This window comes from Asticcacaulis sp. YBE204, from assembly GCF_000495855.1.
Lineage (GTDB): Bacteria > Pseudomonadota > Alphaproteobacteria > Caulobacterales > Caulobacteraceae > Asticcacaulis.
The window spans coordinates 46,225-72,209 of sequence record NZ_AWGF01000014.1 but is presented as its reverse complement, the minus strand read 5'-3'; the positions used below and the strand labels follow the sequence as shown (position 1 = coordinate 72,209).

23 protein-coding genes are annotated in these 25,985 nt (G+C 61.6%); 7 read left to right on the top strand and 16 right to left on the bottom strand.

What is annotated here, in order from left to right; all coding sequences use genetic code 11:
* Positions 1 to 50: 50 nt before the first annotated feature.
* Positions 51 to 1,265 carry a glycosyl hydrolase 53 family protein gene (locus AEYBE204_RS35925; RefSeq protein ID WP_031231310.1) on the top strand — a complete coding sequence of 405 codons (1,215 nt, stop codon included), beginning with the start codon at positions 51 to 53 and terminating at the stop codon, positions 1,263 to 1,265.
* 59 nt (positions 1,266 to 1,324) lie between these two features.
* Here AEYBE204_RS35925 and AEYBE204_RS35920 read toward each other — a convergent pair whose 3' ends face one another.
* The 5 genes from AEYBE204_RS35920 to AEYBE204_RS0120675 form a co-directional block, all read right to left on the bottom strand.
* Positions 1,325 to 2,194, bottom strand: coding sequence for a TIGR01459 family HAD-type hydrolase (locus tag AEYBE204_RS35920; protein WP_023463479.1), 870 nt, complete (start codon positions 2,192 to 2,194; stop codon positions 1,325 to 1,327).
* Between the two features lie 73 nt (positions 2,195 to 2,267).
* Entirely contained in the window at positions 2,268 to 3,548 is a 1,281-nt protein-coding gene (locus AEYBE204_RS35915; RefSeq protein ID WP_023463478.1) for an EAL domain-containing protein, read from the bottom strand.
* 97 nt (positions 3,549 to 3,645) lie between these two features.
* Entirely contained in the window at positions 3,646 to 4,140 is a 495-nt protein-coding gene (locus AEYBE204_RS35910) for a PleD family two-component system response regulator (RefSeq protein WP_031231309.1), read from the bottom strand.
* 293 nt (positions 4,141 to 4,433) lie between these two features.
* Positions 4,434 to 5,237 (bottom strand): M23 family metallopeptidase, encoded by an 804-nt coding sequence (locus AEYBE204_RS35905; RefSeq protein WP_023463476.1) that lies wholly within the window; start codon positions 5,235 to 5,237, stop codon positions 4,434 to 4,436.
* A gap of 32 nt (positions 5,238 to 5,269) precedes the next feature.
* Positions 5,270 to 5,485 (bottom strand): DUF2093 domain-containing protein, encoded by a 216-nt coding sequence (locus tag AEYBE204_RS0120675; protein ID WP_155908469.1) that lies wholly within the window; start codon positions 5,483 to 5,485, stop codon positions 5,270 to 5,272.
* A gap of 109 nt (positions 5,486 to 5,594) precedes the next feature.
* Here AEYBE204_RS0120675 and AEYBE204_RS35900 point away from each other — a divergent pair, with 109 nt between their 5' ends.
* Positions 5,595 to 6,683: an esterase family protein gene (locus AEYBE204_RS35900; protein ID WP_023463474.1), complete on the top strand. Its 1,089-nt coding sequence runs from the start codon at positions 5,595 to 5,597 to the stop codon at positions 6,681 to 6,683.
* Here AEYBE204_RS35900 and xseA read toward each other — a convergent pair.
* Positions 6,675 to 8,339, bottom strand: a complete 1,665-nt coding sequence (xseA, locus tag AEYBE204_RS35895) for an exodeoxyribonuclease VII large subunit (protein ID WP_023463473.1) — start codon at positions 8,337 to 8,339, stop codon at positions 6,675 to 6,677. The genes AEYBE204_RS35900 and xseA overlap by 9 nt on opposite strands.
* A 109-nt stretch (positions 8,340 to 8,448) precedes the next feature.
* On the opposite strand from xseA, the gene AEYBE204_RS0120670 reads away from it, so the two are divergent.
* Positions 8,449 to 10,515, top strand: a complete 2,067-nt coding sequence (locus AEYBE204_RS0120670) for a GAF domain-containing hybrid sensor histidine kinase/response regulator (RefSeq protein WP_023463472.1) — start codon at positions 8,449 to 8,451, stop codon at positions 10,513 to 10,515.
* Entirely contained in the window at positions 10,503 to 10,931 is a 429-nt protein-coding gene (locus AEYBE204_RS35890; protein ID WP_023463471.1) for a response regulator, read from the top strand. The genes AEYBE204_RS0120670 and AEYBE204_RS35890 overlap by 13 nt, the downstream gene beginning before the upstream one ends.
* Before the next feature lie 317 nt (positions 10,932 to 11,248).
* Here the strand turns inward: AEYBE204_RS35890 and AEYBE204_RS35880 are convergent, their stop codons facing one another.
* Together AEYBE204_RS35880 and AEYBE204_RS35875 are read right to left on the bottom strand one after the other, a co-directional pair.
* Positions 11,249 to 12,574, bottom strand: a complete 1,326-nt coding sequence (locus AEYBE204_RS35880) for a glycoside hydrolase family 27 protein (RefSeq protein WP_023463469.1) — start codon at positions 12,572 to 12,574, stop codon at positions 11,249 to 11,251.
* Positions 12,575 to 12,863: 289 nt separating this feature from the next.
* Complete coding sequence (locus tag AEYBE204_RS35875; RefSeq protein ID WP_023463468.1) at positions 12,864 to 13,217, bottom strand: DUF2200 domain-containing protein; 354 nt, start codon at positions 13,215 to 13,217, stop codon at positions 12,864 to 12,866.
* A 300-nt stretch (positions 13,218 to 13,517) separates the two neighbouring features.
* Here AEYBE204_RS35875 and purD point away from each other — a divergent pair, with 300 nt between their 5' ends.
* Positions 13,518 to 14,783 carry a phosphoribosylamine--glycine ligase gene (purD, locus tag AEYBE204_RS35870; RefSeq protein WP_023463467.1) on the top strand — a complete coding sequence of 422 codons (1,266 nt, stop codon included), beginning with the start codon at positions 13,518 to 13,520 and terminating at the stop codon, positions 14,781 to 14,783.
* A 110-nt stretch (positions 14,784 to 14,893) separates the two neighbouring features.
* Here the strand turns inward: purD and AEYBE204_RS35865 are convergent, their stop codons facing one another.
* The 5 genes from AEYBE204_RS35865 to AEYBE204_RS35845 all read right to left on the bottom strand — a co-directional run bounded on the left by AEYBE204_RS35865 (position 14,894) and on the right by AEYBE204_RS35845 (position 21,786).
* The gene (locus AEYBE204_RS35865; protein WP_023463466.1) at positions 14,894 to 16,921 is read right to left on the bottom strand and encodes a TonB-dependent siderophore receptor; all 2,028 of its coding nucleotides are present in this window, start codon (positions 16,919 to 16,921) and stop codon (positions 14,894 to 14,896) included.
* Positions 16,922 to 17,050: 129 nt separating this feature from the next.
* Positions 17,051 to 18,061, bottom strand: coding sequence for a tetraacyldisaccharide 4'-kinase (gene lpxK / locus AEYBE204_RS35860; RefSeq protein WP_023463465.1), 1,011 nt, complete (start codon positions 18,059 to 18,061; stop codon positions 17,051 to 17,053).
* Positions 18,051 to 19,325, bottom strand: a complete 1,275-nt coding sequence (locus AEYBE204_RS35855) for a 3-deoxy-D-manno-octulosonic acid transferase (RefSeq protein WP_023463464.1) — start codon at positions 19,323 to 19,325, stop codon at positions 18,051 to 18,053. Before AEYBE204_RS35855 ends, lpxK begins: the two co-directional genes overlap by 11 nt.
* A complete protein-coding gene (locus tag AEYBE204_RS35850) occupies positions 19,322 to 20,026 on the bottom strand; it encodes a lysophospholipid acyltransferase family protein (protein ID WP_023463463.1) in 705 nt (234 codons plus the stop codon). The genes AEYBE204_RS35855 and AEYBE204_RS35850 overlap by 4 nt, the downstream gene beginning before the upstream one ends.
* On the bottom strand, positions 20,023 to 21,786 hold the full coding sequence (locus AEYBE204_RS35845; RefSeq protein ID WP_023463462.1) for an ABC transporter ATP-binding protein: 1,764 nt from the start codon (positions 21,784 to 21,786) through the stop codon (positions 20,023 to 20,025). Before AEYBE204_RS35845 ends, AEYBE204_RS35850 begins: the two co-directional genes overlap by 4 nt.
* Positions 21,787 to 22,172: 386 nt before the next feature.
* Here AEYBE204_RS35845 and AEYBE204_RS35840 point away from each other — a divergent pair, with 386 nt between their 5' ends.
* Both AEYBE204_RS35840 and AEYBE204_RS35835 read left to right on the top strand, forming a co-directional pair.
* The gene (locus AEYBE204_RS35840; RefSeq protein WP_023463461.1) at positions 22,173 to 22,865 is read left to right on the top strand and encodes a protein-tyrosine-phosphatase; all 693 of its coding nucleotides are present in this window, start codon (positions 22,173 to 22,175) and stop codon (positions 22,863 to 22,865) included.
* 55 nt (positions 22,866 to 22,920) lie between these two features.
* Entirely contained in the window at positions 22,921 to 23,250 is a 330-nt protein-coding gene (locus AEYBE204_RS35835; RefSeq protein ID WP_023463460.1) for a hypothetical protein, read from the top strand.
* Positions 23,251 to 23,370: 120 nt separating this feature from the next.
* On the opposite strand, the gene AEYBE204_RS35830 is transcribed toward AEYBE204_RS35835, so the two are convergent.
* From AEYBE204_RS35830 to AEYBE204_RS35820, 3 genes are read right to left on the bottom strand one after another with little or no spacing between them, the layout of a single operon-like run.
* Positions 23,371 to 23,598, bottom strand: a complete 228-nt coding sequence (locus AEYBE204_RS35830) for a DUF4170 domain-containing protein (protein ID WP_023463459.1) — start codon at positions 23,596 to 23,598, stop codon at positions 23,371 to 23,373.
* A gap of 9 nt (positions 23,599 to 23,607) precedes the next feature.
* The gene (locus AEYBE204_RS35825; protein ID WP_023463458.1) at positions 23,608 to 24,414 is read right to left on the bottom strand and encodes a 3'(2'),5'-bisphosphate nucleotidase CysQ; all 807 of its coding nucleotides are present in this window, start codon (positions 24,412 to 24,414) and stop codon (positions 23,608 to 23,610) included.
* The gene (locus AEYBE204_RS35820; protein ID WP_023463457.1) at positions 24,414 to 25,781 is read right to left on the bottom strand and encodes a TldD/PmbA family protein; all 1,368 of its coding nucleotides are present in this window, start codon (positions 25,779 to 25,781) and stop codon (positions 24,414 to 24,416) included. The genes AEYBE204_RS35825 and AEYBE204_RS35820 overlap by 1 nt, the downstream gene beginning before the upstream one ends.
* Between the last annotated feature and the right edge of the window lie 204 nt (positions 25,782 to 25,985).

Here is a 25,985-nt window from a genome sequence, read left to right as displayed (position 1 = left end):
CCGGTTTTCGTATGTGCTATATGTAATATAAAATAAGCACGGGAAACGCCATGACTTTGATCAACCGCCGTACGTTCAACGCCGCCCTGATGGGATTACCGCTAGGGAGCACTATGGCCGGATCGGCCCTTGCCAAGGGCACCGGAGCGTTTCCGTTCCTGATCGGGGCCGACGTGTCGTGGGTGCCGCAGGACGAGGCGGCGGGCGCGGTCTATTACGACAAGGGCGTGAAGGGCGATATCCTCGATATCCTGAAAGCCAATGGCTTTAACGCTATCAAGCTGCGTCTGTTCGTCAATCCTGAGAAGGGCTATGCGCTGAAAGCTGCCGCCAATCCGGAACCGGACGCGCCGTGGTGCGGCCTGACCCAGACGATCCGTATGGCCAAACGCGTCAAGGCAGCGGGGATGCACCTGTCGCTGACCTTCCATTACAGCGACACCTGGGCCGATCCGCAAAAGCAATCGAAACCCGAAGCGTGGGCCGGTCTGGCGTTTCCGGAACTGGTCAAGGCGGTCGGCGACCATACGCGGACCTCGCTCGAAGCCATGAAGGCCGCCGATGCGCTGCCCGACCTGATCCTGATCGGCAATGAGATTACGTTTGGCATGCTGTGGCCCGACGGACGCGTGCCGCTCAGCGTACCGACGGGCAATCCGCAGACCGACGCGGTGCATATGAATGTTCCCGATGCGGGCGGGTTCGACAAGCTGGCGCAATTGTTGAATGCGGGATTAGAGGCTTCGCGCGCGGTGGCCCCCAAGTCGAAGACCGCCGTGCATAACCATCTGGGGCGTCACTGGCCGATCGTCAAAAACTGGACCGATAATCTGCTGTCGCGCGGGGTGCGCTTCGATTCGGTCGGCTTTTCCTGTTACCAGCAGGCCGAGCAGGGCGACTGGGCGCGGACCTTTTCGGCGTTCGTGAAGACCTATCCGAAACACGATTTCTTCGTGTCGGAATATTCGAGCCGCAAGCGCTATCTCAATGATCTGGTTCACAATAATCCGGGGCGTCCGGGGCTGGGCACCTATATCTGGGAGCCGACACGGCATCAGGAAGCACTGTTCGACCGCGACGGCGTGACGATGGGCGAGGGGCCGAAGCCCGACCTGCTGCGCGATGGCGTCAATAGTGCCGAAGCGCCGGGTGCCGTACCAGCGCCTGCGGGGGAGCCGCGCAAACGCCGTCCGGCGGGCGGGCGTTACGATGCCAATGGCTTGATGAACGTGTACCGAAAGATGGCCAAAGACTACCGTGGCTAGACTTTTGCTTGGTCGCGCATTTGATTCCGAAAACCGTTACACACTTTTCGGAATGTGCTTTAGGTCAATGCCCCCGCGATATATTTCGCCTGAGCGTTCTGCGCCACCAGCACGGCGGTCAGCAGATTCGGATCGAGCACGCCGTCTTCGCCAGTCGCCTCGGCGGCGTGGATGCCTGCGGCGATGAACAAGAGGTCGAGCCCCTGACCATTGGCGCCCAGCACGTCGGTCGGCAGGCCGTCGCCGATGGCCAGGATACGCGACTTGTCGACGGCCTTGCCCGTCAGGCTTTCCAGCGCGCGGTAACAGAGGTCGTAGATCGGCGGGTAGGGCTTGCCGGCCATGATCACTTCGCCGCCGAAGGTCATGTAGATGTCGGCCAGCGTTCCGGCGCAATAGATGATCTGATCGCCGCGCTGGACGATGCGGTCGGGATTGGCGCAGATCATCGGGATACTCCGCGCGGCGGCGGCTTTGAGGTCGGGGTGATATTGCTCCAGCGTGTCGTTCTCGTCGTCGAACAGACCGGTGCAGGAAATAAATGCCGCCGTCTCCGGTGTACCGCTGCGGTTGACGTTCAGGCCCTCGTAAAGCGGCAGGTCGCGGTCGGGCCCGATGACCCAGGCCGACCCTTGCGGTGCATATTCGGTCAGGAAGGTCCGCGTCGCGTCGCCGGACGAGACGATGGCGCTGAAGGCATCGTCATGAACCCCCAGATCGGCGAGCTGCTTTTGCAGGCCGTCCCACGGACGCGGCGAATTTGAGATCAGGACGACCGGTTTGTCGGAGGCCTTGAAGGCTTTCAGCGCCGCATAGGCTTCGGGGAAGTGCCATTTACCGTTATGGATGACGCCCCAGATGTCGCAAAAGATGGCGTCGTACTGATCGGCGACGTCGGACAGGTGGCTGAGAAGCTGGGGCGTGGTCATGGCAATTCCGGACAAACAAAAGGGAGGACGTAATGTCCTCCCTTTAGCGATATTGGTATGTCGATGCCAGTGTTTAAGCCCGGCGGCGCTGCGGCAGGGTCGATTTGACGAAGCCCGCAGGCGGCGCGGTCTCTTGCAGAACCTGCTCCTTGATGGCGCGCGGTTCGCCGAACAGATGGCCCTGGGCATAGCCGATCTCGATTTCGAGGATATCGACGACCTGACGCTCGTTCTCGACCTTTTCGGCGATGATCTCGATGCCATAGCGCGACAGCAGGTTGGCGTAGTCGCCCGCATGGATATCGCGCAGGAATTTCAGTGCCGGCTTGCCTTCGACGGTCATCAGCTGATCCATCAGGACATTGGCGCCGATCTTGACGTAACGCACGTCGGAGCGTTGCAGATCCTGAAGGTCGAAGTCGATCGAGGTCACCTTGTCGATCGAGAACTTGAAGCCCATATCGGCCAGCTTGGCCATGTGGCGAGCCTCGACCGCGCCGCGCGTGGCGAAGGCGTCCTGACCCAGCTCGAAGATCAGCGAGTCGGCCAGATCGCGGTTTTCATTGAGGAATTCGAGGAACTGCGGAAAGAACACGTCGTCGCGCAAGCTTGTCAGGGACACGTTGCAGAAGATGCCGATGCGGCGGTCCTGCTTGGCGAGGCGGCGCACGATCTGCACGCAGCGGAACAGCAGCAGGTTGTCGATCGACGGCACGAGGCCTTCGGGCTCGGCGACCGACAGATATTCGGCCGGCATCAGAACCCGGCCCGTCACGTCGCGCAGGCGCGAGAAGCTTTCGTAGAAGATCGTCTTGCGCTGGGGCAGGGAGACGACCGGTTGCAAATAAAGATCGACGCGGTTTTCGATCAGAGCCTCGCGCACAGTCTCGATCAGGGCGAGCGCCTGCTGTTCGCGGCGTGACAGCGGGGCACCTTGCGGCGCGGCGATCTGGGCGGGACCGGCCCGCCAGTCGGCGAGGCGTTCTTCGATGCTTTCGCCAAGTTTCAGCACCAGATTTTCCAGCATCTTCACTTCGGAAGTCAGTTCGTCGGTGCGGCCGACGCGCTGATGCTGAACGCGGTCGGCGAGTTCGACCATGTCTTTTTGCGTGTTGTCGATCGCCTCGACCATCAGGCGGTGGGCGTCGCGCACGAGGTCGATCTCTTTCGACAGGCGGCGCTCCGAAAGGTACTGATTGACGAAATTATGCAGGGCGAAGGTGACGCCGAGCGTCCCCAAAGACGCCGCGATGCACGCGCCGACGTCCGAGCCATTGACATAGAGCCACATGGCCGCGCTGAGCGACAGAAGCAGATAAGCGCCCATAAGCAGGGCGGAGGTCAGTTTTCCCATCGGGACGGCTTTCCATCACAACAGCGAATCACTCGCCGGATACACACGGATGCCACTATGGGATGATTTGGCTGCCTTGTTAAGGTTTATTAACGACTTACAGCAGGCCGTCAGTGGCGCGGCGGAAAGGACCGGCATAGCTGCCGTCGCCTTTGCGGCGGCGGTCGGGACCGAAATAGGTCTGGCAACGGATGAAAGGCCGCGGACGCATGACGACGGCGTCGAGGCGGCTTAAGAGCGCGCGGGCGGTCAGCGGCTTGACGACGAATTCGTTGACACCGGCGTCGCGTGCCTCGACGACGCGGGAACGTTCGGAATGGCCGGTGATCATGACGACGGGCAGGTAGGGGTTCGACGAATCGCTCGATTTGCGCAGCATCCGCGTGAATTCGACGCCGTCGATCGGGAACATGTTGAAATCGACCAGGGCGATGTCGGCAGGGTATTGTTTAAGGACATCGAAGGCTTCGGCGCCGTCCTTCGCCTCACGCACGTCGCGGATACCGGACCCCTTGAGAATAGCGGTGACGATCGAGCGCATATGCTGGTTGTCCTCAACCAGAAGTATTTTTAATGTGCCGTAGTCCGCCATTTATGATTATTTCCGGTCTTCGCCGTCGATACGCGCCCGAAATAGAGCAACGGCGTTGTTTTTATAAACCTGTTTTATCTCCATAGCGCTGTTACGATGAAGCGAAAGTAATATCAAGCGAAAATTGAAACCGTTTTGTGCGGTGCGAAGTCGAAAATACAGGTAAAATAGCTTTTAGAATATAGGTTTATATATTGTATCATTGTTATTTATTGCAGGTGTGTAAAAATTTTAAGCGGTATTATTTGCATGGGAAAGCTGTACGTATGCGTACGGTTATCATCGATGCAGATCTACACCCACAGACTGGGGTCCATTGCACGGTCGCGCCATTTCAACCGCCAGCACAGGTGCGGTCCGGTGGCGCGACCCTTGGCGCCGACCTGTCCGATCATCTGGCCCTGATAAACGATGTCGCCCTTTTTAACCGTCAGGGTTGAAAGGTGCAGGTACATCGAAATCAGGCCTTGCCCGTGATCGAGCAGAATCAGGCCGCCCTCGAAATGCAGGTCGGGCTCGGCCAGGGCCACGCGGGCGGTCTGCGGCGCATAGACCGGCAGCCCCGCAGGGGCGGCCATGTCGAAGCCGTAGTGCGGGCTTTTGGGTACGCCGTTGAGGATGCGTTGATTGCCGAAGGTACCCGACACACGGAAGTCGCGCAGCGGCCAGGTGAAGCCCTTGCGGAACCAGTCGGCGTCCTCGCGGTGGGCGAAACCGGCGGTCTTGAGGTCTTTTTCACGCGCGATGCGTTCCAGAAGCGTCGGATCGCTGGGGGTGACCTGATCGGGCGGCAGGTTGTCGATGCGCTGAATATCATAGGCGGTACGGGCGACTTCGAAATCCATGCGCCCGTCACCGGCGATATCGACGCGGGTCATCTGAGGGGCATCGCGGTCGAAGCCGATGACGAAGCTGCCGTCCGCCGAAGTGAGGCCGCGCGGCGTGCCGTCGACGCTGATTTCCCGGCGGGGCGAGGCCTTGCCTATGGCGTAGCCGCCCTGAACGAGTTTGCCGGTCAGCGTGAATGGGCCGGTCAGGGTGCGTGTCCACGTGGCGCCGTAGGGTCGGGGTTGCGCGACAGCAAGGCCCGGTAGCAAGCCTAAACCCGCGATAAAAACACGTCTGTCTATTAGCCGTTCAGCTTTTTCCATTGCGCGGTGGCTTCCTGCGGGCCGGCATAGGCCTCTTGCGTGCGGGGATTCCAGTAGCGCAGGGCCTCCAGCGGGATCTGACGGCCGGACACGGCGCAGATCACGAACTTGCCCGGACGCATGACAGCGTATTCGCCGTCGCCATAATGCAGGACGGCCTGATCGGGCAGGGAGGGTTTGGCGTGCATATTCATAAAGCGAAGATAGGCGGCTTGCGCGCCGGGATCAAGCCGGGGATTGGGCCGCGCTGTCATAAAATGACCATCTTAGGTTCGCAGTTTATACCTGAGGGGAACCAAAGACATGAAAGCGATCCTGCTGGCGACTGTCCTTGTGCTAGATGCGATGCCGGCGATGGCCCAGCCCGCGTCGCCGTCTGAGAGCGGCTATGCCCCTCGGAAGCCCGATTTCGACCGCGCCGAAGCCGTGCGGCGTTTGGGGGATACGAGTCTCGTCTATTGGGTGGACGGCCCGACTCTGCGCATCGCCGCGCGCTCGTCGGCGCGTGAGCCGCGTCTGTGCTGCACCTTTCAGCCGCCGATGTACGATCTGAGCGATGGTATCTGGGGCCTGATGGTCGAGGTGCCGGAGCTCGATCGTTCGGTTATTCAGATGATCCTTGCCGGTGACGCCACGGTGCCGCAAACCTATCGCGGACCTCAGGCGTTGCCCGATCCGGTGCGCGTCGAGGCCCTGAAAGGGCGGGTCGAGACGGTCGAGATCGACAGTTTCAGCCTCAAAGAAAAGCGCAAGGTGACGATCTATCGGCCCGCCGTGCCGCCGCCCGCGACCGGCTATCCGGTGATCTATATGGCGGACGGGCAATCGACGGCGGTCTTTGCCCTGATCGTTGAATCGCTGATCGATCAGGGCCTGATCCAGCCCGTAATGATGGTTGGTTTGTGGCATGGGACGGGGCCGCGCGACGGCGGCTGGGATCAGCGAAACCGCGAATATCTGCCGTCGGCTAAGGTCGATCCGGCGGCCTATCAGCGTCACAGCAACTTCGTGCTGACTGAGGTCATGCCACTGGCCGAAAAAACCTACGGCGCAAGTCGGCGACGTGACGACCGTCTGACCTACGGCTTTTCGTCAGGCGGGTCGTGGGCGATGTCGTTCGCCCTGCGTCATCCGGACGTTTTTGCCAAGGCCTCTGCGGCGGGGATGAGCGCCGGGCCGGACAATTTCGCCTTCACGGGCGAGGAAAAAGTGGCGCTCTACCTGACCACCGGACGCTACGATCAGTTCTATCAGCGGAACCTGAAAACCTGCCAGAACGCGCAGGCCGCAGGGGTGGCGTGTCGGTTTACGGGGCTCTATGCCGGACACGATTCCTATGTCTGGAACCACGCCTTGGTCGAGAGCCTGAAAGCGTCGTTTTCGCTAAAATAGGCTGCCCTGTTCGGGCGGTTTGGTCGCCGCGCGCGGCTTCGAGGCTGGTGCGGCAACCGGTTTTGGCGGCGCAATACCGTCCGCAGCCACGACGTCCAGAGTCCGGTTGCCCTTGAACGTCAGTTCCAGCGCGTCGCCGGTCTGAACGCCGTCGGGCGAGGTGATCAGGGCGCCGTCCTTGCGGTTGACGCGGGCAAAGCCGAGGTTCAGCGGCCGGTCGGGATCGAGGCTGACGCGCAGCTGATCGAGGCGTTTGACGCGCTCGGCTTTCAGCGCCAGCAAGCGGTCGAAGGCGGCGGTCATGCGGATTTCAAGCTGCGGCAGACGCGCCTGACGGAGGCTCGTTTCGACGCGACGGCTCATGGCGGCGTCAAGGCGCGCGGTGACCTGAGTGAGCGCTTCGCGTTTCAGGTCGAGCGGACGCAAGGTCAGGGTCGGGGTCAGGCGCGCGGCCACACGGCTGAAGTCGCGGTTATGGCGCTCGACGCCGCGCATCAGGGCCGCGGTGGCGCGATCCGACAGTTGCGCCACGCGGTCGGCCTTTTGCACGCGGGGACGTTCCAGCAGGTGCGGTTGAAAGCGCGCCGAGGTGCGACCGAAGGCATTGTCGTGGGCGTTGAGGTTCTTCAGCAGCCCGCCGCCGAGGCGATGGCTGACATAATCGAGCCGTTGCTGGGCATTATCGATCAGATCCTGCGGTTTGGGCAAGGCGCGCGACAGAAGCGCCAGCTTTTCCTGACGCGACCGCATGGCCTGCGCGAAGGTGCCGATACGGCGGCGCTCCAGATCGAGCAGGAAGCCGCGCAGTTCGCTCAATACCGGCGTGGCCATTTCGGCGGCTCCGGTTGGCGTCGGCGCTCGGCGATCCGACACATAGTCGATCAAGGTGGTGTCGGTTTCGTGCCCGACCGCCGAAATGACAGGGATGGTGCAGGCGGCCACCGCGCGGGCCAGATTTTCGTCGTTGAAGGCCCAGAGGTCTTCGACCGAGCCACCGCCGCGCGCCACGATGATGACGTCGGGCCTGATTCCTGGATTCTGGGGCGCTTCGCCGGACTGAAACCCGCGCAGGGCATGGATGACCTGACCGGCGGCGGTGTCGCCCTGTACCACGACGGGCCAGACGACGACTCGGCATGGCCAGCGGTCGCGGATGCGGTGCAGGATATCGCGGATGACGGCGCCGGTCGGCGAGGTGATGACGCCGATGGTCTTCGGCGCGAAGGGCAGGGGTTTCTTGCGCTCGCGCTCGAACAGGCCTTCGGAATGCAGTTTGGCCTTGATGCGCTCAAGCTGCGCCAGCAGCGCGCCGACGCCCGCGGCCTCCATGCTCTCGATGACGATCTGGTATTTGGACGAGGCGGGGAAGGTGGTCAGCTTGCCCGTGACGATAACCTCCAGACCGGCCTGGGGCTGGGCCTTGAGTCGGCTGACATTGCCCTTCCATACGACGCCATCGATGGCGGCGCGGTCGTCCTTCAGCGTCAGATAGACGTGGCCGGAGGCGTGGCGGGTGACCTTGGACACCTCAGCGCGGACGCGGACGTGGTCGTAGGCGGTCTCGATGGTGCGCTTGAGCGCGCCGGCCAGTTCGGACACCGACCACGGCGGGTTGTTGGACGGCGAATCGACGGGGCTGAGAAGGTCATCGGACATGACTGGATTTTAGGCTCTGCTGAGAGTGGTGTCCATTCTGAAGCGGCTTTAACCGGGTATTCAGCCTGGTGTGGCATAGAGGACGGCAGAGTACCGGAGTATACCGTCCATGCTGTCCACCTCTTTGACCGATCCCGAAAGCCGCCGCCTCAGGGCCTTGCGCGACCTCGATATCCTCGACAGCGAGCCCGATCCGCGCTTCGACGAGGTGACGCGGCTGGCGGCGGAGCTGTTCGAGGTGCCGATCACCGCCGTGTCGCTGGTCGACTCCGAGCGTCAGTGGTTCAAGTCGAGCGTCGGGCTTGAGGTGTGCGAAACCTCGCGCGACGTGGCCTTTTGCGAATACGCCATCCGCAACGACGCGGTGATGGTCGTGCCGGACGCGACGCAGGATCCGCGATTCAAGGACAACGAACTGGTCGTGGGTGAACCCGGCATCCGTTTTTACGCCGGAGCCCCCGTGCGTTTCGACGGCGTGCTGGTCGGCACCCTGTGCCTCGTCGATACCGAACCACGCCACGATTTCGGTCTGACCGAGGCGCGGCGGCTGACGGCTTTGGCCTCGACCATTTCCGCCATGATGGCCATGCGCAAGGACGGGCTGGTCAAGCGCCAGGTCATCCAGAAACACGACGAGACGCAAAAGAAACTGGAGATGATGGAGGCGATCGCCGGTGTCGGCTACTGGAGCGTCGACATCGCCTATCAGACGGTGCAGTGGTCGCGCGGGGTCTATGCCATTCAGGGGCTCGATCCAAAGGCCTATACGCCGAACATGGCCGACAGCGAGTTGCGCTACCATCCCGACGACTGGCCGATGATCAAGCGGATGCTGCGCGCCGCCATGATCGAGGGCAAGCCGTTCAAGTTCGAGGCGCGGATGTACCGCACCGACGGCAAGCTGCGCAACGTCATCGCCGAGGGCTCGGTCGAGCGCGACGCCTCGGGCAAGCCGGTGTCTTTGTTCGGCGTGTTTCAGGACATCACCGAGCAGCGGCTGATCGAGGAAACCCTGACCGAAGCCAAGATCGCCGCCGAGAATTTCGCGCAGGCGCAGTCGGATTTTCTCTCGAACATGAGCCACGAGATCCGCACGCCGCTGACGACCATCATCGGCTATTCCAACCTGCTGGCCGAGACGGAGGGCCTGCCCGAAGAGGCGCAGGGCTATGTCGGGCGTCTGCAAAAGGGCTCGAAGGCGCTTCTGGGCCTGGTCAACGACGTGCTTGATTTCGCCAAGCTGGAGGCCGGGCTGGTGACGCTCGATCCACAACCGACCGACCTGCGCGATCTGGTCGAAGAGGCCTGCGGGCAGTTCGCCGTCCAGACCCGCGCCAAGGGGCTGGGCCTGCATCTGGACTATGACCCGGCCTGTCCGGAACACGTGCTGATCGATGACGTGCGGCTCAATCAGGTGCTCTACAACCTCATCGGCAATGCCTGTAAATTCACGGCGCGCGGCGATATACGCATCAAGGTCATGGCGGTGTCGCGCCTGCCGTTGAACCTGCGTATCGAGGTGCGCGACACCGGGCCGGGCATCGCCGAAGACCAGCAGGACCGCCTGTTCCGCCGCTTTTCTCAGGCCGATCACAGCATCAACCGTCAGCACGGCGGCTCCGGTCTGGGGCTGGCCATCTGTCAGGAAATCAGCCGCCTGATGGACGGGCAAATGGGCGTCGAGTCGGTCGAAGGCGAGGGGAGCTGCTTCTGGCTGGAGTTCCCGGCGGAGGCCATCAACGCGCCTGCCGAACTGATCGAAGCCGCGCCGGAGATCGGACACCTCAATATCCTGATCGCCGACGACCATCCGCATATGCGCCAGATGCTGCGCGCGATTCTGTCCGGTCGTGCCGGGGCGGTGTGCGAAGCCTCGAACGGCGCCGAAGCCGTCGCCGCCTGCATGACGCAGGGCTTCGACCTGATCCTGATGGACATCCACATGCCGGTGCTGGACGGCGTGACGGCGGCGCGCACCATCCGCGAACATTGCAGTTTCAACGCCTCGACGCCGATCGTGGCCCTGAGCGCTTTCGCGGCGGAAACCGTCTGGCAGGGTGTCGAGCCCCTGTTTGCCGAGACCCTTGTCAAACCGGTCGATCCCGCAGCGCTTCTGAACGCGCTCGACCTCGTCCTCCCCCCTGAGCCGGAGTTCGTGCGCTCATGTCGAAAATAATCACCGGGTACGATACCCGCCGCCGCCGCGTTCTGGTCGTCGAGGACGACAGCGAAGTGCGCCTGTTTATCCAGACGGTTCTTAGCCGTGCCGGGATCGACGTGGTGGTCGCCTGTAACGGCATGGAGGCGCTGGATATCCCCGATCCGGCAGGGCTGGACGCGATCCTGCTCGACCTGTCCATGCCCGAAATGGACGGCTTCACCTTCCTCGCCATGCGTCGCGGGGCGTTGAAAGAGGTGCCGACGATCGTCCTGACCGCGCGGCACGAAAGCCAGGACGTGCGCCGCGCGGTGGAGTTGGGGGCCAAGGATTACCTCGCCAAGCCTTTCGACAATCTGGTCCTGCTCAAGCGGCTGGCTCGATCGATGAAGCCGCTCGACCGGATGCCGAAATCGTCGGCAGTGTCGTGGTAAGCCTGTAATGACAGGCTTACTACTCCGTCAGGTTTCGAGGACGACGAGGTTTCGTCCTTGATTTGAAAATATAGGTTGCCGCCACAATTAAATATAGAACGAGCCAGACCCCGCAAACAAAGATCAGGTCTATAGCGTATATACGAAGAAATTCTGGCTGCCATAGCCGTTCAAGGCCAAACCGCCACACATTCAGGCCTGCAATAAAGGCCATATATAACAGTAGTATAAGGCTGATCAGCCCCATACCTTTCAGCGTTTTATACCAGACCTGCAAGATGGCCCCCTGTCATCAGTCATCTGCTATTATGTGCATATCAGCTTAATTTGAACACCGCCGAGGCGTGCGGGCGCAATTCCAGCGACAGGGTCGTGTCGGCGTCGCTGACCGCCCCGGTCCACAGATTGGTCACGCGGGCCTTTTGCGAGGCGTCGATGGCTTTCAGCTTCTGTTCGACGACCAGCGGATGATCGGAAATATTGAATAGCGCCAGATACTTGCCCTTGCCGTCGGCGGTGTCCGCCGTCCACACGACCTTTTCGCCGTCGTTGGAGACCGGGCGATTGTTCTGGCTGTTCTGATTGAGCGCCAGAATCTCCTTGTTGGTCAGCAGCTTGAGCGTCGGTTCGTCCAGCGCGCGCAGATCACCGCCCATGATCAGCGGCGACCGCGTGATGGACCACAGGCTCATCAGGGTCTGCTGTTCATCGCGGTTGAACTTAGTCTTGCGCTTGCCCAAAGCCAGCAGGCCCAGCGGCAGCATGTCGGCGTCCGGCCACGCGCCCGGTTTGCGGAAAGAATTCCAGTTTTCCAGTCGCTTGAACTGATCTTTTAACAGACGCCACTCGTCCCAGAAATCGTCGGAGATGCGCCACATCTGCGCGTATTTCTGCGCATGGACGCCCCAGGCGAGGTCGGTTTCCCCCGGCGACAGGCTGAGGATCATCGGACGGCCTGAATTGGCGATGGCCTTCTGCGCGCCCTCGATCTCAGCCCAGTTATTGGCGTAGGGGCGGCTCATATCGTCCATCTTGATGAAATCGACACCCCAGTCGGCAAATAGTCTGAACACCGAGTCGTAATAGGCCTGCGCGCCGGGCTTCGACATATCGACGCCGTACATGTCGGTGTTCCAGGTGCAGACGGAGTTCGGATTGGCGATGTCGCGGGCCGTGTATTTCGTGCCCAGAACCGGCAGGTTTTTCTCATAGGCCAGACGCGGGATGCCACGCATCAGGTGAACGCCGAACTTCATGCCCGACTTGTGGACGGTGTCGGCCAGCCCCTTGAAGCCACCATTGGCCGCCGACGGAAAGCGATTCGGTGCGGGCAGCAGGCGTCCGTAACCGTCCATGGCCAGATCGGCCTTGTCGCGGTAGTCGTAGCCGGTGGCGTTGGGTTCGTACCACTGGATATCGACCGTGAAGACGTCGTAGCCGAAGGGGAGGAGCTTGTCGGCCATGATCTGCGCGGTTTCCAGCGCCTGCGCCTCGGTGAGCGTGGTGGCAAACGAGTTCCAGCTATTCCAGCCCATCGGGGGTTTGGCGGCGCGGATGCCCGACTTTTCGGCCGCCTGAGCGGGCAGGGTCGCGGCGGCGAGCAGGGCAGGCGCACCGAACAGGGCGCGGCGATGGATGGTCATGAAAAGCTCCCTTTTATTTTGTCTGACTATTGCAGTTTAAGTTTTGAATGGCCAGATCAATTATACCTCCCCGGTGCATCGGGGAGCCGGGCGGCCGGTGCCGGGGACCGCACGACGCTTGCGGAGCAAGCTAGATGCGGTGGTGGTGGCCTTCGCTGTAGACTCATTCACACGCGTCGGGTCAGTTGGGTATCTGTGGCATCTACGCGAGCCCCCCTCCGTCTGCTGTGCTTCGCTTGCAGCCACCTCCCCCAGTAAACTGGGGGAGTATGAATAGGGGGAAACATGATTAACCCTCGCGCAAAATCTTCGCCATCACCTTGCCCTTGGCCAGTTCGTCGATCAGCTTGTCCAGATAGCGGATTTCGCGCATCAGCGGGTCTTCGATGTCCTCGATCCGTACGCCGCAGATGACGCCCTTGATCAGGGCGCGCGACGGGTGCAACTGCGGGGCCTGCGCAAAGAAATCCTCGAATGTCGTTTTGGCTTCCAGATGGGTTGCAAGCTGCGCCTGACTGTAGCCGGTCAGCCAGCGAATGATCTCATCGACCTCAGCAGCGGTGCGTCCTTTCTTCTCCGCCTTGGTCACATAGTGAGGATATACGCTGGCGAAGCTGATGGTATAGATTCGGTGTGGGGTCATGGTCGCAGTCCTCCGGTTGGTGCATTAGCATCTTATACTGCGATTAAACTACCTTATACCTCCCCGGCGTGCCGGGGAGGGGGACCGCACGACGCCGCGATAGCGGCTAGGTGCGGTGGTGGGGGCCTTCGCTTTCGTAGTTAAAGCGCTCGTCGGGCCGCAGATTTAGTCGCGGTGTCTACGCGAGCCCCCCTCCGTCTCGTCGCTTCGCGCCGATCCACCTCCCCCAGTAAACTGGGGGAAATCGCAAACCGCGATATTTTGCTTGACCAAATACGCGGCGTAAGGGAAGTCACGGCCATGAATATTCTGCTGATCGGTTCGGGCGGCCGCGAACACGCCCTCGCGTGGAAAATCCGCCGCTCGCCGCTGGTCAAGCGTCTGGCCATCGCGCCGGGCAATCCCGGCATGTCGGACCTCGGCGATATCCACGACATCAAGGTCACCGACGTGAAGAATCTCGTCGGGCTGGCGCTGTCGATTCAGGCCGATCTGGTCGTGGTCGGGCCGGAATCGACCCTGGCCGAAGGCATCGCCGACGCTTTGGCGCGGGTCAATATTCCGTGCTTCGGCCCGTCGCAAAAGGCCGCACAGCTTGAATCCTCGAAGGCCTTCACCAAGGACTTCTGCAAGCGCCACAATATCCCCACCGCCGATTACGAGACCTTCACCGACGAGTGGGAGGCCAAGGCCTTCCTCAAGTCGTATCAGCCGCCCTATATCATCAAGGCCGACGGTCTGGCCGCCGGCAAGGGCGTGGCGATCTCGCCCGACCTTCAGGACGCCTATGCCGAGGTCGAGGCCATGTTCGGCGGACGCTACGGTGCGGCCTCGAAAACCGTGGTCATCGAAGAGTTCATGACGGGGGAAGAAGCCTCGATCTTCGCTATCGCCGACGGCGAAACGGCCATGCTGTTCGGCTATGCGCAGGATCACAAGCGCGCCTTCGACGGCGACACGGGCCCCAATACCGGCGGTATGGGCACCTACAGCCCGGCGCCGATCGTGACGCCGGAGCTGCTGGAGATCACCAAAAGCGACATCCTTGGGCCCACCATGCGCGGCATGAAGGCCGAGGGCGTGCCCTACAAGGGCGTGCTCTATGCGGGTCTGATGGTCGAGGACGGCAATCCGCGTCTGGTCGAATATAATGCCCGCTTCGGCGATCCGGAATGTCAGGTCCTGATGCTGCGCCTCAAGAGCGACATCGTGCCGTACCTGCTGGCAGCGGCGACGGGCCGTCTGCGCGATCTGCCGGAGCCGGAATGGCATTCGGACGCCGCCGTTTGTGTGGTCTTCGCGGCGCAGGGCTATCCCGACAGCCCGCTCGGCGGCTCGATCATCCGTGGTGCCGAGCAGGATTTCGGCCCTGAGGTCAGCGTATTCCATGCGGGGACCAAGCGCCTCGATGACGGGCGTCTGGCCGCCAATGGCGGGCGCGTGCTGAACGTCTGTGCGCGGGGCAAGACCTTGCAGGAAGCCCGCGACGCGGCCTATGCGGCGATCAACAAGATCGACTGGCCGATGGGGTTTTTCAGAACGGATATTGGTTGGAGAGCCTTGTAGTTCCCTTCTCCCTGCAAGCGGGGAGAAGGTGGCTGAGTGCAACGAAGCCAATTCACACAAAGAAAGTTGCCCCTCACCCCAACCCTCTCCCCGCAGGCGGGGAGAGGGGGCTACAGTTCCTTCCTATAGCGCACGAACATCCACGGTTCCGAGCGGTCGCGGCGCAGTTCGCGCGAGGTGATCGGGCTGGTTGTACGCGGGCCGCTATAGCGGTCGCGGTCGGCGTCATAGACGCGGCTGGTGATATTCTCCAGTTCGATGCGCCAGCTCGTTTTCGGCGTCGGCTTGTATTCGGCAAAGACGTTGGCCCAGATTCCGGCGCGGTAGTAAGAAACCTCCTTCACGCGGTAGACCTTCTCGTCGTAGCCGGAATTGACCCGGAAGCCCCATTGGGTTTTGCGCCGCGTCAGGTCCTGCGTGTAGTTGATTTCCCATTGCAGGCGCGACTCACCGGACATGCGGCGCCGGGCCTTGGTCACCGGATCGGTAACCTCGGAATCGGCTAGTGATATCTTGGTTTTCAGCACGCCGCCCGGTATCTTCAGTTTATCGGTCGGCAGGGTCGTGTCGATGACGAACTGATCCGCCGTGCCGTCGCCGATATTGCCCGTGGCATCGAAGACGCTGCCGTCGGTGGCGTAGATCGGCAAACGGTCGATGACGTCGCTGATGTCCGAATGGACGTATTTCAGTACCACCGCACCCTTTTCCCAGAAGCGGTAATTGGCGGTCAGTTCCGACACCCAGGTCTTCGACGGCTCAAGGCTGAGGTTACCGGCCTTGACGGTGGAATCCATCAGATCGATCGAAGACACGAAGTCGTCGAAATCGAGTTGCCCCACCTCGCGTTCAAAGCGGGCGGTAAACTGCCACGGGCCTTTGGGCGACCAGGTCACCTGAAATTTAGGCTTCGGATAGGTGAAGCTCTGCGAATCGGAATGCTCGCTCTGCTGAGAAATCGTCGACCATTCGTATTTCAGCCCCGCCTCGACCGACACTGTCTTGCGCGCCTGCCACGTCGCCAGAACCGAGGCTTCGGTGCGGTCCTCTTCCACGAAAACCTTCGAGGCGGGCAGGGGCTCGTTGACACCATTGATGGTCAGTTTGTTGTCGGAATCGAGCGAATTATAAGCCTTTTCCAGCCCGGTCTCGATCGTCAGGCTATCGCTGTGCTTCCAGATCAGCTGCCCGGAAACGATATTTTCCTTCGACAGACTGGCTTCGTCGAAGACGGTTTCTTCGGTCGGGTTCTTGTAGAAATCCTCGATATCCTCGTCCGACCAGCGCGTCAGGGCATTCAGTTTCAGCGTCAGTTTCTTGCCGAGCGGACGCACATATTTGCCGCCGAATTCACCGGCGTCTTCCTTGTAATCGAGGTTCTCGACGGCGGTGGTATTGGTGATATAGCGATACTGCGCCCGGTAGGTATTGGGAACGTATTTGCCGTTCAGGCTCAGCTTGCCGCCCCACAGGGGGTGCGTGCCGTTGCCCATCAGTTCGATGCCTTCGCCCCCGGCCTCGGCCAGGATTTCGGTGCGTTCAGGCGTCGTCCCGCCGGTGCGGAAGATCAGCTTTTCGCCGTTATTATTGCCCTCGTCGAAATTGTTGAAGATCGTCGCCGACAACTCGATGCTCTTGTCACCGGCATTGCGGCTATAGGTGCCGCGCACCACGGGGCGTACCCAGCCGTTGGTGAGAAAGCGCGAATTGGCGATAAAGGTGATGGTCGGCTTGTCCGACTTCTTGCGGATGATGTTGACGATCTTCGACTGGCCCTGCATGTCGATGCCGTCGGCCCCACCGATGATCAGGTCGATGCGTTCGACATCGGAGGCCGAGATGCGGTTGAGCTGGTCGCTGACCGCGTCGGTCTTGGTCGTCGGACGTTCGCCGTCGATCAAGACGTTACCCGCCGCACCGGCGAAACCGCGCACGCTGTCGCCGTTTTGCAGGGTAAAGCCGGGGATGCGGCTGACCATGTCGAGCGCCGACTGAACCTGAAAATCCTTGAAGAAGGCGGTGTCGTAGGCAATCACCTGACGCGACGACTCGGCCGGAGCCTGTTGCGCCATCACCGGCAATCCGGTGGCGACCGTCAGGGCGGCAGTCACTAAGAGGACGGTTTTAAAATGACGCATAAGGCAAACCCCCGACAAACTAGACACCGCTGTTACGGTAACAACGGCAACCGTCTGTCTCACGAAGGCAAGGCCATGCCAAATGAACAATATTTTATATAATTACAGCCAGTTAATCATTACGGGAAGTTAATCCGGCAGGTGCTCCGTCAGGGTGCGCATGAAGCCGCCCTGATCGTCGAAGCGCGCCGTGATCGGCAGGTAGTCGATCCGCGCCCGCCATTCGGGTGTAAGGCGCACCCAGTCCTTTTCAGTGGTGATAACCCGCGCACCGCGTTGTTCGGCCTTTTCACACAGGATCGTCAGAACGGCTTCGCTGACCGGTTCATGATCGGCAAAGGGTTGGAAATCCAGCAAATTATAGCCCAGCTCCGTCAGGGTGGTTTTGAATTTCCACGGCTTGGCGATCGCGGCGAAGGCGAAGACCGGTCCCGGCGGCGACTTCGGCATCGGGATCAGACGCGCCGCATAGACGGGCAGGTCGCCGAAACATTTGAGCAGCTTCTGATCGATCGGCGCCTGTTCGTTGGGCAGCCACAGGACGACGATATCGGTGCGTTTCAGGGCGTCCTTCATGGGCTCGCGCATCGGCCCCATCGGGAAGACCGCGCCGTCGCCGAATGGCCAGGCGTCATCTGAGGTATCGCCGTCAACCACCAGAATATGCAGGTTTTTATGAATCTTGACGTTCTGGTGCGTGTCGTCGGTTATAACGATCTGCCGGTCGCTGTTTTCGATCAGGCGCAGGCCGTCGGGGCGGTGGCGCGCGATATAGATGTCGTAATCGGCGGCCAGCATCAGGGGCTCGTCACCGACGTCCGACGCGGTATGCGTGGCCGGATCGACTTTGACCGGACCCGTCAGGCTGCCACCATAGCCGCGCGACAGACCGGCGGCGTTGAGGTCCAGCTTACGCAACCGGCGCAGGATTTCGCGCTCGACCGGGGTCTTGCCCGATCCGCCCAGGGTGGCATTGCCGACCGAGATCACAAACAGGGGAGAGGCGTAAGGCTTGGCCGTGACCTGCCGGAACAGGGTCACGCCCTGCCACAGCCACGACAGCGGGGCCAACGCATAACGCGTCAGGGGTGCGCCCTTGCCGCCGCGCTTGTACCACCAGTCGGGCGTCTTAAGCCGCATCGGTCGCTCCTGGCACGAACGGCGTGATGTGCGCCATGACGGCGCTCAGGGTTCCGGCTTCGCGTTGCGCCAGAGCCAGCGCCGACCGGTTGGCGTCGAGCATGGCCCCCGGCGTCGTCAGGAAAGCCTTCACGTAGAAGCCGAGCATTTCGCGGTCATCGGCCTTGAACGCCGCCCCGGCCTCGAACATCGGCGCATAGACGCTGTCCCAATTGTACAGATCGCGGCCGGTAATCACGGCCTTGCCCAGACGTGCGGCCTCCAGCGGATTGTGTCCGCCGATCTTTTCGGAAAAGCTGCCCGCCATGATCACCATGTCTGCCAGTCGGAAAAACACGCCCAGTTCGCCCAGAGTATCGGCCAGATAAATATGCGTGGCCTCGCTTAAAGAGTCCAGTTTCGATCTTTGCGCGACCTTGAAACCCAGTGCCTCGAAATCGAAACGGATCGATTCGGCGCGCACCGGATGGCGCGGCGCGACGATCAGCAAGGCGCCGGTTTCGCGCAACACGCCTTCCAGCGCGCTGGCGATATAGTTTTCCTCGGTTGGGTGCGTACTGGCGGCCAGGATCACGGTGCGACCCATGATCTGCTCCTCCAGCGTTTCGCGCGCCGCCGCGTCGTCGGGCAGGGCATCGCCGATGGTCTTGAGATTGCCGATGGGGCCGACTGTGACGCCCATGTTTTTCAGGCGCGTCTCGGAGTCGTGCTCCTGTGGCAGGACCAGTTTGAAACCTTTCAGCAGGCGCGACATGGGCCCTTTGATTGCCTGCCAGCCCTTATAGGTTTTCTCGGTGATCCGCGCCGAGATCAGCAGACGCGGGGTGCCGCGTTTATCGAGCGCTATCAACTGGTTCGGCCAGATATCGCTTTCGATATAGACGGCCAGATCGGGATTCCAGTGCGCCAAAAACGCCTCGACCGCTTGCGGCGTATCGACCGGAGCATATTGGTGGATCACCCCGTCGGGCAGGCGTTTGCTCAGGATTTCCGCCGAGGTCGTGGTCGCCGTGGTGATCAGGACGCGCAGGCCGGGATGATCGTTCAACAGTTGATTGATGACCGGCAAGGCCGAGACGCTTTCGCCGACACTGACCCCGTGGAACCAGATCAGCGGACCGTCGGGGCGTGCGATGGTGGTCACACCCAGGCGTTCATTGAGGCGCTGCGGGTCTTCCTTGCCACGCGCGGCGCGCTGCCACAGGAGCGTCGGCACGAAGATATGGAACAGGCGCATCAGGGCCGCATAAAGACTTAGGATCATGACACCCCCGCAATCGCATCGGCGCGGTCGGTCAATGCCGTGAGAGTCGCCTCCGCCTCAAGACGGATGACCGTCAGACGGTCTTCGTCGGCATCTCTGGGGACTGGCGGCAGAACCTCCCATACCATCACGCCCCGGGTAAAGGGCAAGGGGATACGCATATGGTCCCAACTGTTCAGGGTTACGAAGCGTCGCGTCGACTGCCCGAGCAGGACCATTGGCGCGTCTGTCATCTGTGAGAGCTTGAGCGAACCTTCGGTCATGACCTGAGCCGGGCCGCGCGGTCCGTCCGGTGTCATGGCAACCGCATTGCCGTCGCGTAACCATCGCAACAGTTCGCGAAAAGCCTGCGTGCCGCGCTTATCCTTGTTGGGATCGCTCTTCTTGGCCGAAGATCCCCGGATCGAGGTGTGGCCGAAACGCGTATTGATCCTGACGCTAACGGCGCCGGATTTGGACAGTGAGGCCAGTACGGCCAGAGCCTGCGCCCGACCCTTGGGCCAGGCGGCGTGACCCAGATGCAGACGCTGATGCCAGAACATCCATACGATGGGGCGTTGCGGGTGCGCATCCCATAGCGCTTCCACCGGTTCGCGATTGATCTGTGTCCAACGGGTCGTCGCATAACAAAAGCGCAGATAGGCAACGACAATGGCCGCCATCAGGTTTTGGACAAAGGGGGTATTCAGCGCGGCTTTCATGCCACCTCGGACGCGGCATGTGTGAACTGGGTTTGCGCCAGGTCGGCATAGAGGCCGTTTTGGATCAATAGTTGATCGTGCGTGCCGCGTTCGACGATCTCGCCGTCTTTCAGCACCAGAATCTGATCGGCGTGGCGCACGGTCGACAGGCGGTGGGCGATGATGAAGGTCGTGCGTCCGGCCATCAGGCGTTCCAGCGCCTGCTGGACCTTGATCTCGGACTGGGTGTCCAGCGCCGAGGTGGCTTCATCGAGGAGCAGCAGAGGCGCGTCTTTCAGGAAGGCGCGGGCGATGGCGATGCGCTGTTTCTGACCGCCCGACAGACGCGACCCGCCTTCGCCGACGCGGGTGTCGAGGCCCTGAGCAAGGTCGGCGATGAAGTCCTCGGCGGCGGCGTCGCGCACGGCCTGACTTATGGCGGCGTCGCTGGCACCGGGACGGCCATAAGCGATATTGGCGCGGATCGTGTCGTCGAACAGGAACGGGTCTTGCGAGACCAGCGCAATCCGTTCGCGCAGAGAGCTCAGGGTCACCGCGCGTTGCGGCGTGTCGCCGAAGCGGATATCGCCCGATACCGCGTCGTAGAAGCGCGGCAAGAGATTAAGCAATGTTGATTTTCCTGAGCCCGACGGTCCAACCAGCGCCACCGACTGACCGGCGCGCGCCTCAAAACTGATGTCGCGAAGAACCGGTGCGTCGCCATAGGCAAAACTCACGCGGTCGAAGGTCACGCGGTCGAAGGCCCCCAAGGGCTTGGCGTCCGGGGCATCGGTGATTTCGGGGGCGACATCGAGCGCCGCGAACAGACGGCGGGCCGCGGTAAAGCCTTCGGCCATTACGGTTTGCAGATTGGCCAGTTGCCGCAAGCTTTGTCCGGCGGCGCCCAGAAACGCGATATAAGCCGTAAAGCCCCCCAGCGTCATGGCCCCTGACTGCGCCCGCCAGCCGGCATAGGCGACGACGAGGGCCAGGACGATGGTGGTCAGGGCCTCTGTCATGGGGGCTGCCGAGGCGCGGGCATTGGCCCCCTTGATGATGTGCTTCTGACGACGCTCGATAACCGCATCGACGCGGGCCTGTTCATAGGCTTCGCGGTTGTTGATCTTGACGATTTTAACACCGTCGAGACTTTCCATGATAGCGGTCGACAGGGTTGAGGTCTCGTCCATCGCGCCTTGCGCGGCCTTTTTGGTGCGGCGGTTATATTGCCCCAGCACCGCGCCGATCACCGGGCCGATCAGGAGCACGCCGAGCGTCATGCGCCAGTCGATCTGCGCCATCGAAACCAGCGCGGCGACGACGATGCCGGTATGCTGGACGTAGTTGACGACGCCGTTGGTCGTCGCTTCGCGCATCAGGCCTGCGTCGAACAGAACCGAGGACAGGTAGCTGCCGGAATGGGCTTTGTTGAGGTGGCCGAGGTCGGCGTGGATCAGATTGCCGAACAGTTGCGACTGGATGCGCCCGACCAGGCGGTGGCCGACCTTATTGACCGAGGTCGCCAGCCCCAGCTGCGCGATCAGGCGGACGATGGTGGCGGCGATCATCACGACCGGCACCCAGATCAGCGGATGGGCGGCGACGAAGGGCGGGACTTCGGAGGCCGCCGCCGAATCGCTTTCGCCGAACAGAAGCTCGATGCCGGGTTTCAGGCACCAGATGACGAACTGAGTCGAAATCGCCACCATGACCGCGCAACCGATGGCTAAAGCTAAGAACCCTTTGAAAGCTTGCAGGTAATCGCGCCACACCCGCTGCATAAGCGCGTTTGTGCTTAAAGATGGCAGAGCAGGAACAGCGGGATTGGGCAGCATAAATGAGGCGTAAGTGACGGAAGTTGAAACTATATAGGGTCAGGGTCAGTTGCGGCAAAGCCAATAGTTTGTGTTTGGCCGGGGAAATCGCTATATGCGGGATCGAGGAACCTCTCCTTATACCTCCCCGGCGTGCCGGGGAGGGGGACCGCACGACGCGCGAAGCGCGAAGCGCTAGATGCGGTGGTGGGGGCAAACACATTTCACGCCTCACAGCAGGTTGAAATTGGGTATGCCCCCCACCGTCTGCGAAACCGCTGGTTTCGCATCCACCTCCCCCAGCGAACTGGGGGAGTATAAGGGGTGGTCGTGATCTTAAATAACGAGTCGTCGTGAAGCTTTTCAAGAAATCCAAAACGCCCAAGGTCTTCGATACAACGACCAAATGGGGTCTTTTCAAGACCTATCTGGCCTATCTGTGGGGGGATCACGCCTATCTGCGTCTGGGTTTCACCAACGCCCACTGGATCGACGACAAGATGGTCCGCACCAACCAGCCGTGGCCGTTTCAGCTCGCCTGGTTCAAAAAGCACGACGGCGTCAAAACCGTGATCAATCTGCGCGGGGGGCAGGGCGCCTTTTTTGCGCTGGAAAAGTACGCGTGCGAGAAGCTGGGCCTCGATATGGTCGATTTCATCGTCACCTCGCGCGACGTGCCCTCGGCCCCGGCGATCCTTGAGGCCAAAAAGCTGTTCGATGAAATCCAGTATCCGGCCCTCATGCACTGTAAATCGGGTGCGGATCGGGCAGGGATCATGAGCGTCCTCTATCGCCACCTGCATCTTGGCCATCCCATGCGCGAGGCGGTCAGGGAACTGGGCCTGCGCACCCTGCACATGAAGGCGGGCAAGACCGGTGTGCTCGACTATATCTTCGAGCGCTATTTTATCGAAGGCGAACCGCAGGGGATGAGTTTCGTCGAATGGACGCAGTCGCCGCTCTACGATCCGGTGAAGATCAAGGCCGATTTCAAATCCTCGTGGTGGGGCACGCTGCTGACCGAGAAGATTTTCAGGCGGGAATAGTCTGGAAAATGCCGCAGTCGCGGATTAGCCTCCGACTGAAATGGGGACCCACAGGATGAAACTGAAATTCGCAATAGTGACGCTGGGGATGCTGGCGGTACAGGGCTGTGCCACCGCGCCGCGCTCGGCGCAGGACGCTCAGAACAAGGCCGAGTATCAAGCCAGCTTGCCGTCGCCCAAGGCCTGCAAGGCCAAGAGTCTGGTCTTCGTCAAGGATGTGAACGGTAAGGGGTTCTGTGTCACCGAAGCGCAAGCGAAGTGCCAGCGGTCCAGTCTGTTCGTGCTGGGGGACAGCGATTGTCTGAATACGCTGATGTGGAAGGACGATAACGCCCGACCTGAGCCCTTACCCCAAGGTACAACGGGCAATCCCGGTAAGAAATAGCGCCAGACAAGATTTTGGGGCCATTGGCCCCAAACCCCCTAACTGCCCAGTATAAACACCGACAGTGCCGTTTGCTCCCGGTTACGGGTGAAGGGCCTGTGGCCCTTCGGCCCTTACCTATCAATCGTTCGCCGGGTTGAGCAGGCGGTGGGCGTGGATAACGAAATAGCGCATCAGGGCGTTGTCCACCGTCGATTGCGCCTTGGCGCGCCACGCACCCTTGGCCTCTTCGTAGGTCGCGTAGGCACCGACGAATTCGACCTTCGACAGGTCCTTGAATTCGGTGGCGCTCAGGTCTTTCAGTTCGCCGCCGATGACGACGTGCAGCAGTTGTTTGGAATCGCTCATAATATACTCTCAGAGATGTTCGAGGGTGAGAAGGTGGGCGCAGCGGCGCCGGATTTCCGGGTAAAGTCCGGCATTGGCGCAGATCAGCGAGGGTTTCAGCGTATCGGCATCGTTGAAGTCGAACGCGCGGCCCAGATGGTCCGACACGACCGCCCCGGCCTCATGGCAGATCAGGGTCGCGGCGGCGACGTCCCAGTCGCGCTTGGGTGTCAGGGCCAGGGTAAAGTCGGCCTTGGCAGCGGCCACGCAGACCATGCGATAGGCGACCGAGGGACGCGAGGTGATGTTCATCTTGGGCCAAGGTTCGGGCCAGATGTCGCGGCCGAACAGACGCGCGTCGCCGATGCCGTGGGCGGCGGACAGATTGTCCGTGGCCGAGGCCGTGATCGGCTGACCGTTAAGAAACGCCCCCAAACCCTTGGCCGCGCTATACATTTCGTTGGAGTCCGGCGCATAGACCACGGCGGCGACCGGCTGACGATCGCGCACCAGACATAGCGCGATGGTCCAGTAGGGGCTGCCCTTGGTGAAGCCCATCGTCCCGTCGATCGGATCGAGGACGAACAGTGATTCCTGCGTCAGGCGGGCGTCGGTGTCGGGCGATTCCTCGCTCTGCCAGCCATAGTCAGGACGGGCATTGAGCAGGGCTTCCCTGAGCCACAGATTGACCTCAAGATCGGCATTGGTGACGATGGAACCATCGGACTTGTACGAAATGACCAACCCCTGCGCCTTGAGATGCTGCGCCAAAGCTCCGGCGCGGCGTGCCCGGTCGATCAAAAGGTCGAGGTCGTCTTTTAACGGGCGGGGTGCCATCACTTGCCCCCGATATTGAGTGCATCGACAAGGATCGACGGCGCGTCGAGCGTGCCCTTGATCTCAAGGTCCGACGCAGGCTCCAGCCGCGCGAAAATGTCGATCAGATTGCCGGCGACGGTGATTTCATTGACCGGATAGGCAATCTCGCCATTCTCGAACCAGAAACCCGAGGCGCCGGCGGACCAGTCGCCGGTGTCGGAATTGACGCTGGGGCCGAACATCGAGGTAACGATGACGCCGCGGCCTGCCGAGCGCATCATGTCTTCGGGCGAGCGCACGCCGGGGCTGAGGATGACGTTATGCGCCGACACCCCTGCCGGATGGGCCAGAGAGCGCGAGGCGTGGCCGGTCGAGGCCATGCCCAGTTGCCGCCCGGCCGAGGTGTTGAGCAACCACGTCGTCAGGACGCCGTCTTCGATCAGATGACGCTCGGAGACGGCCACGCCTTCGTCGTCGTAATAGCACGAGCCGAGGCCGCGCTTGCGGAACGGGTTGTCGATGATGTGAACGCCGTCGGCGAAGATTTTCTGGCCCAGCCGGTCCTTGAGGTAGCTGGAGCCGCGCGCCACGGCGGTGCCGGATATGGCCCCCAGCAGCAGGCCGATCAGCGACTTGGCCGTGCGCTGTTCGAAGATCACCGGCGCGGTCTGGCTGTCGATCTTGCGCGCGCCCATCGCCTTGAGGGCGCGGTCGGCGGCAAGGCGGCCCGTCGTTTCGGGGGCAGGGAGGTCCGTGTAAAAGCGTGTCGAGCGGCCTTCGCCTTCGCGCTCCATATTGCCGTCGGCATCGGTGGCGATCAGCCGCGCCGACTGGAAAAACAGGCTGGTGCGGTGCTCGCCGCGAAAGCCGTCGGAGGTCAGCATAGTCCAGTGGGTGAGGGCGCGGCCCGCCGAGGCGCTGTCGGTCTGGAGCCGGGCATCGACCTCGACGCCCGCCGCTTCGCAACTCAGGGCGCGGCCTTTCAGCGTTTCGGCGTTCAGTTCCGTCGCGTCGAAGATATCGAGGTCGGCGGCCGGGCCTTTGAACAGGCGCTCACGGTCGGCCAGACCCGTATAGGGATCGTCGGGCGCGAGGCTGGCCATGGCGATGCAGCGATCGACCAGCCGCTCCAGCGTCTTGGGCGAAAATTCGGATACCGAAACAACCGCCTGTTTTTGCCCGACAAAGACGCGCAGCCCCAGATCGGCGGTTTCATCGCTTTCGACCACTTCGACGGCGCTCTTGCGCACCCCGACGCTCAAGGAGCGGCTGTCGGCAAACACCGCCTCGGCGGCATCGGCCCCCCGCGCGCGCGCCGTGCGGATGACGCGGTCAAGAAGGTCCGTCGTCTCAGGATTCGGCGAGTCTGTTTGCGGTTGCAGCATACGTCTATCTAGGCCTGAGGCCCGGGGTTGTGCAAGTCACAAATGGAACAAAGTCAGGTCCCGCGCTCTATTTCGGAAACCCTTGTTTTATTGAAGAGATATCTGAATTTTTTCCTGAAATTTAGCATAATCTTCAGGTCTTGCGTCCTAGGGTGCGTCTCAGGCGGGCCGTTTCCGGCGGTCCGCGCGTCGTGAACCCTCACC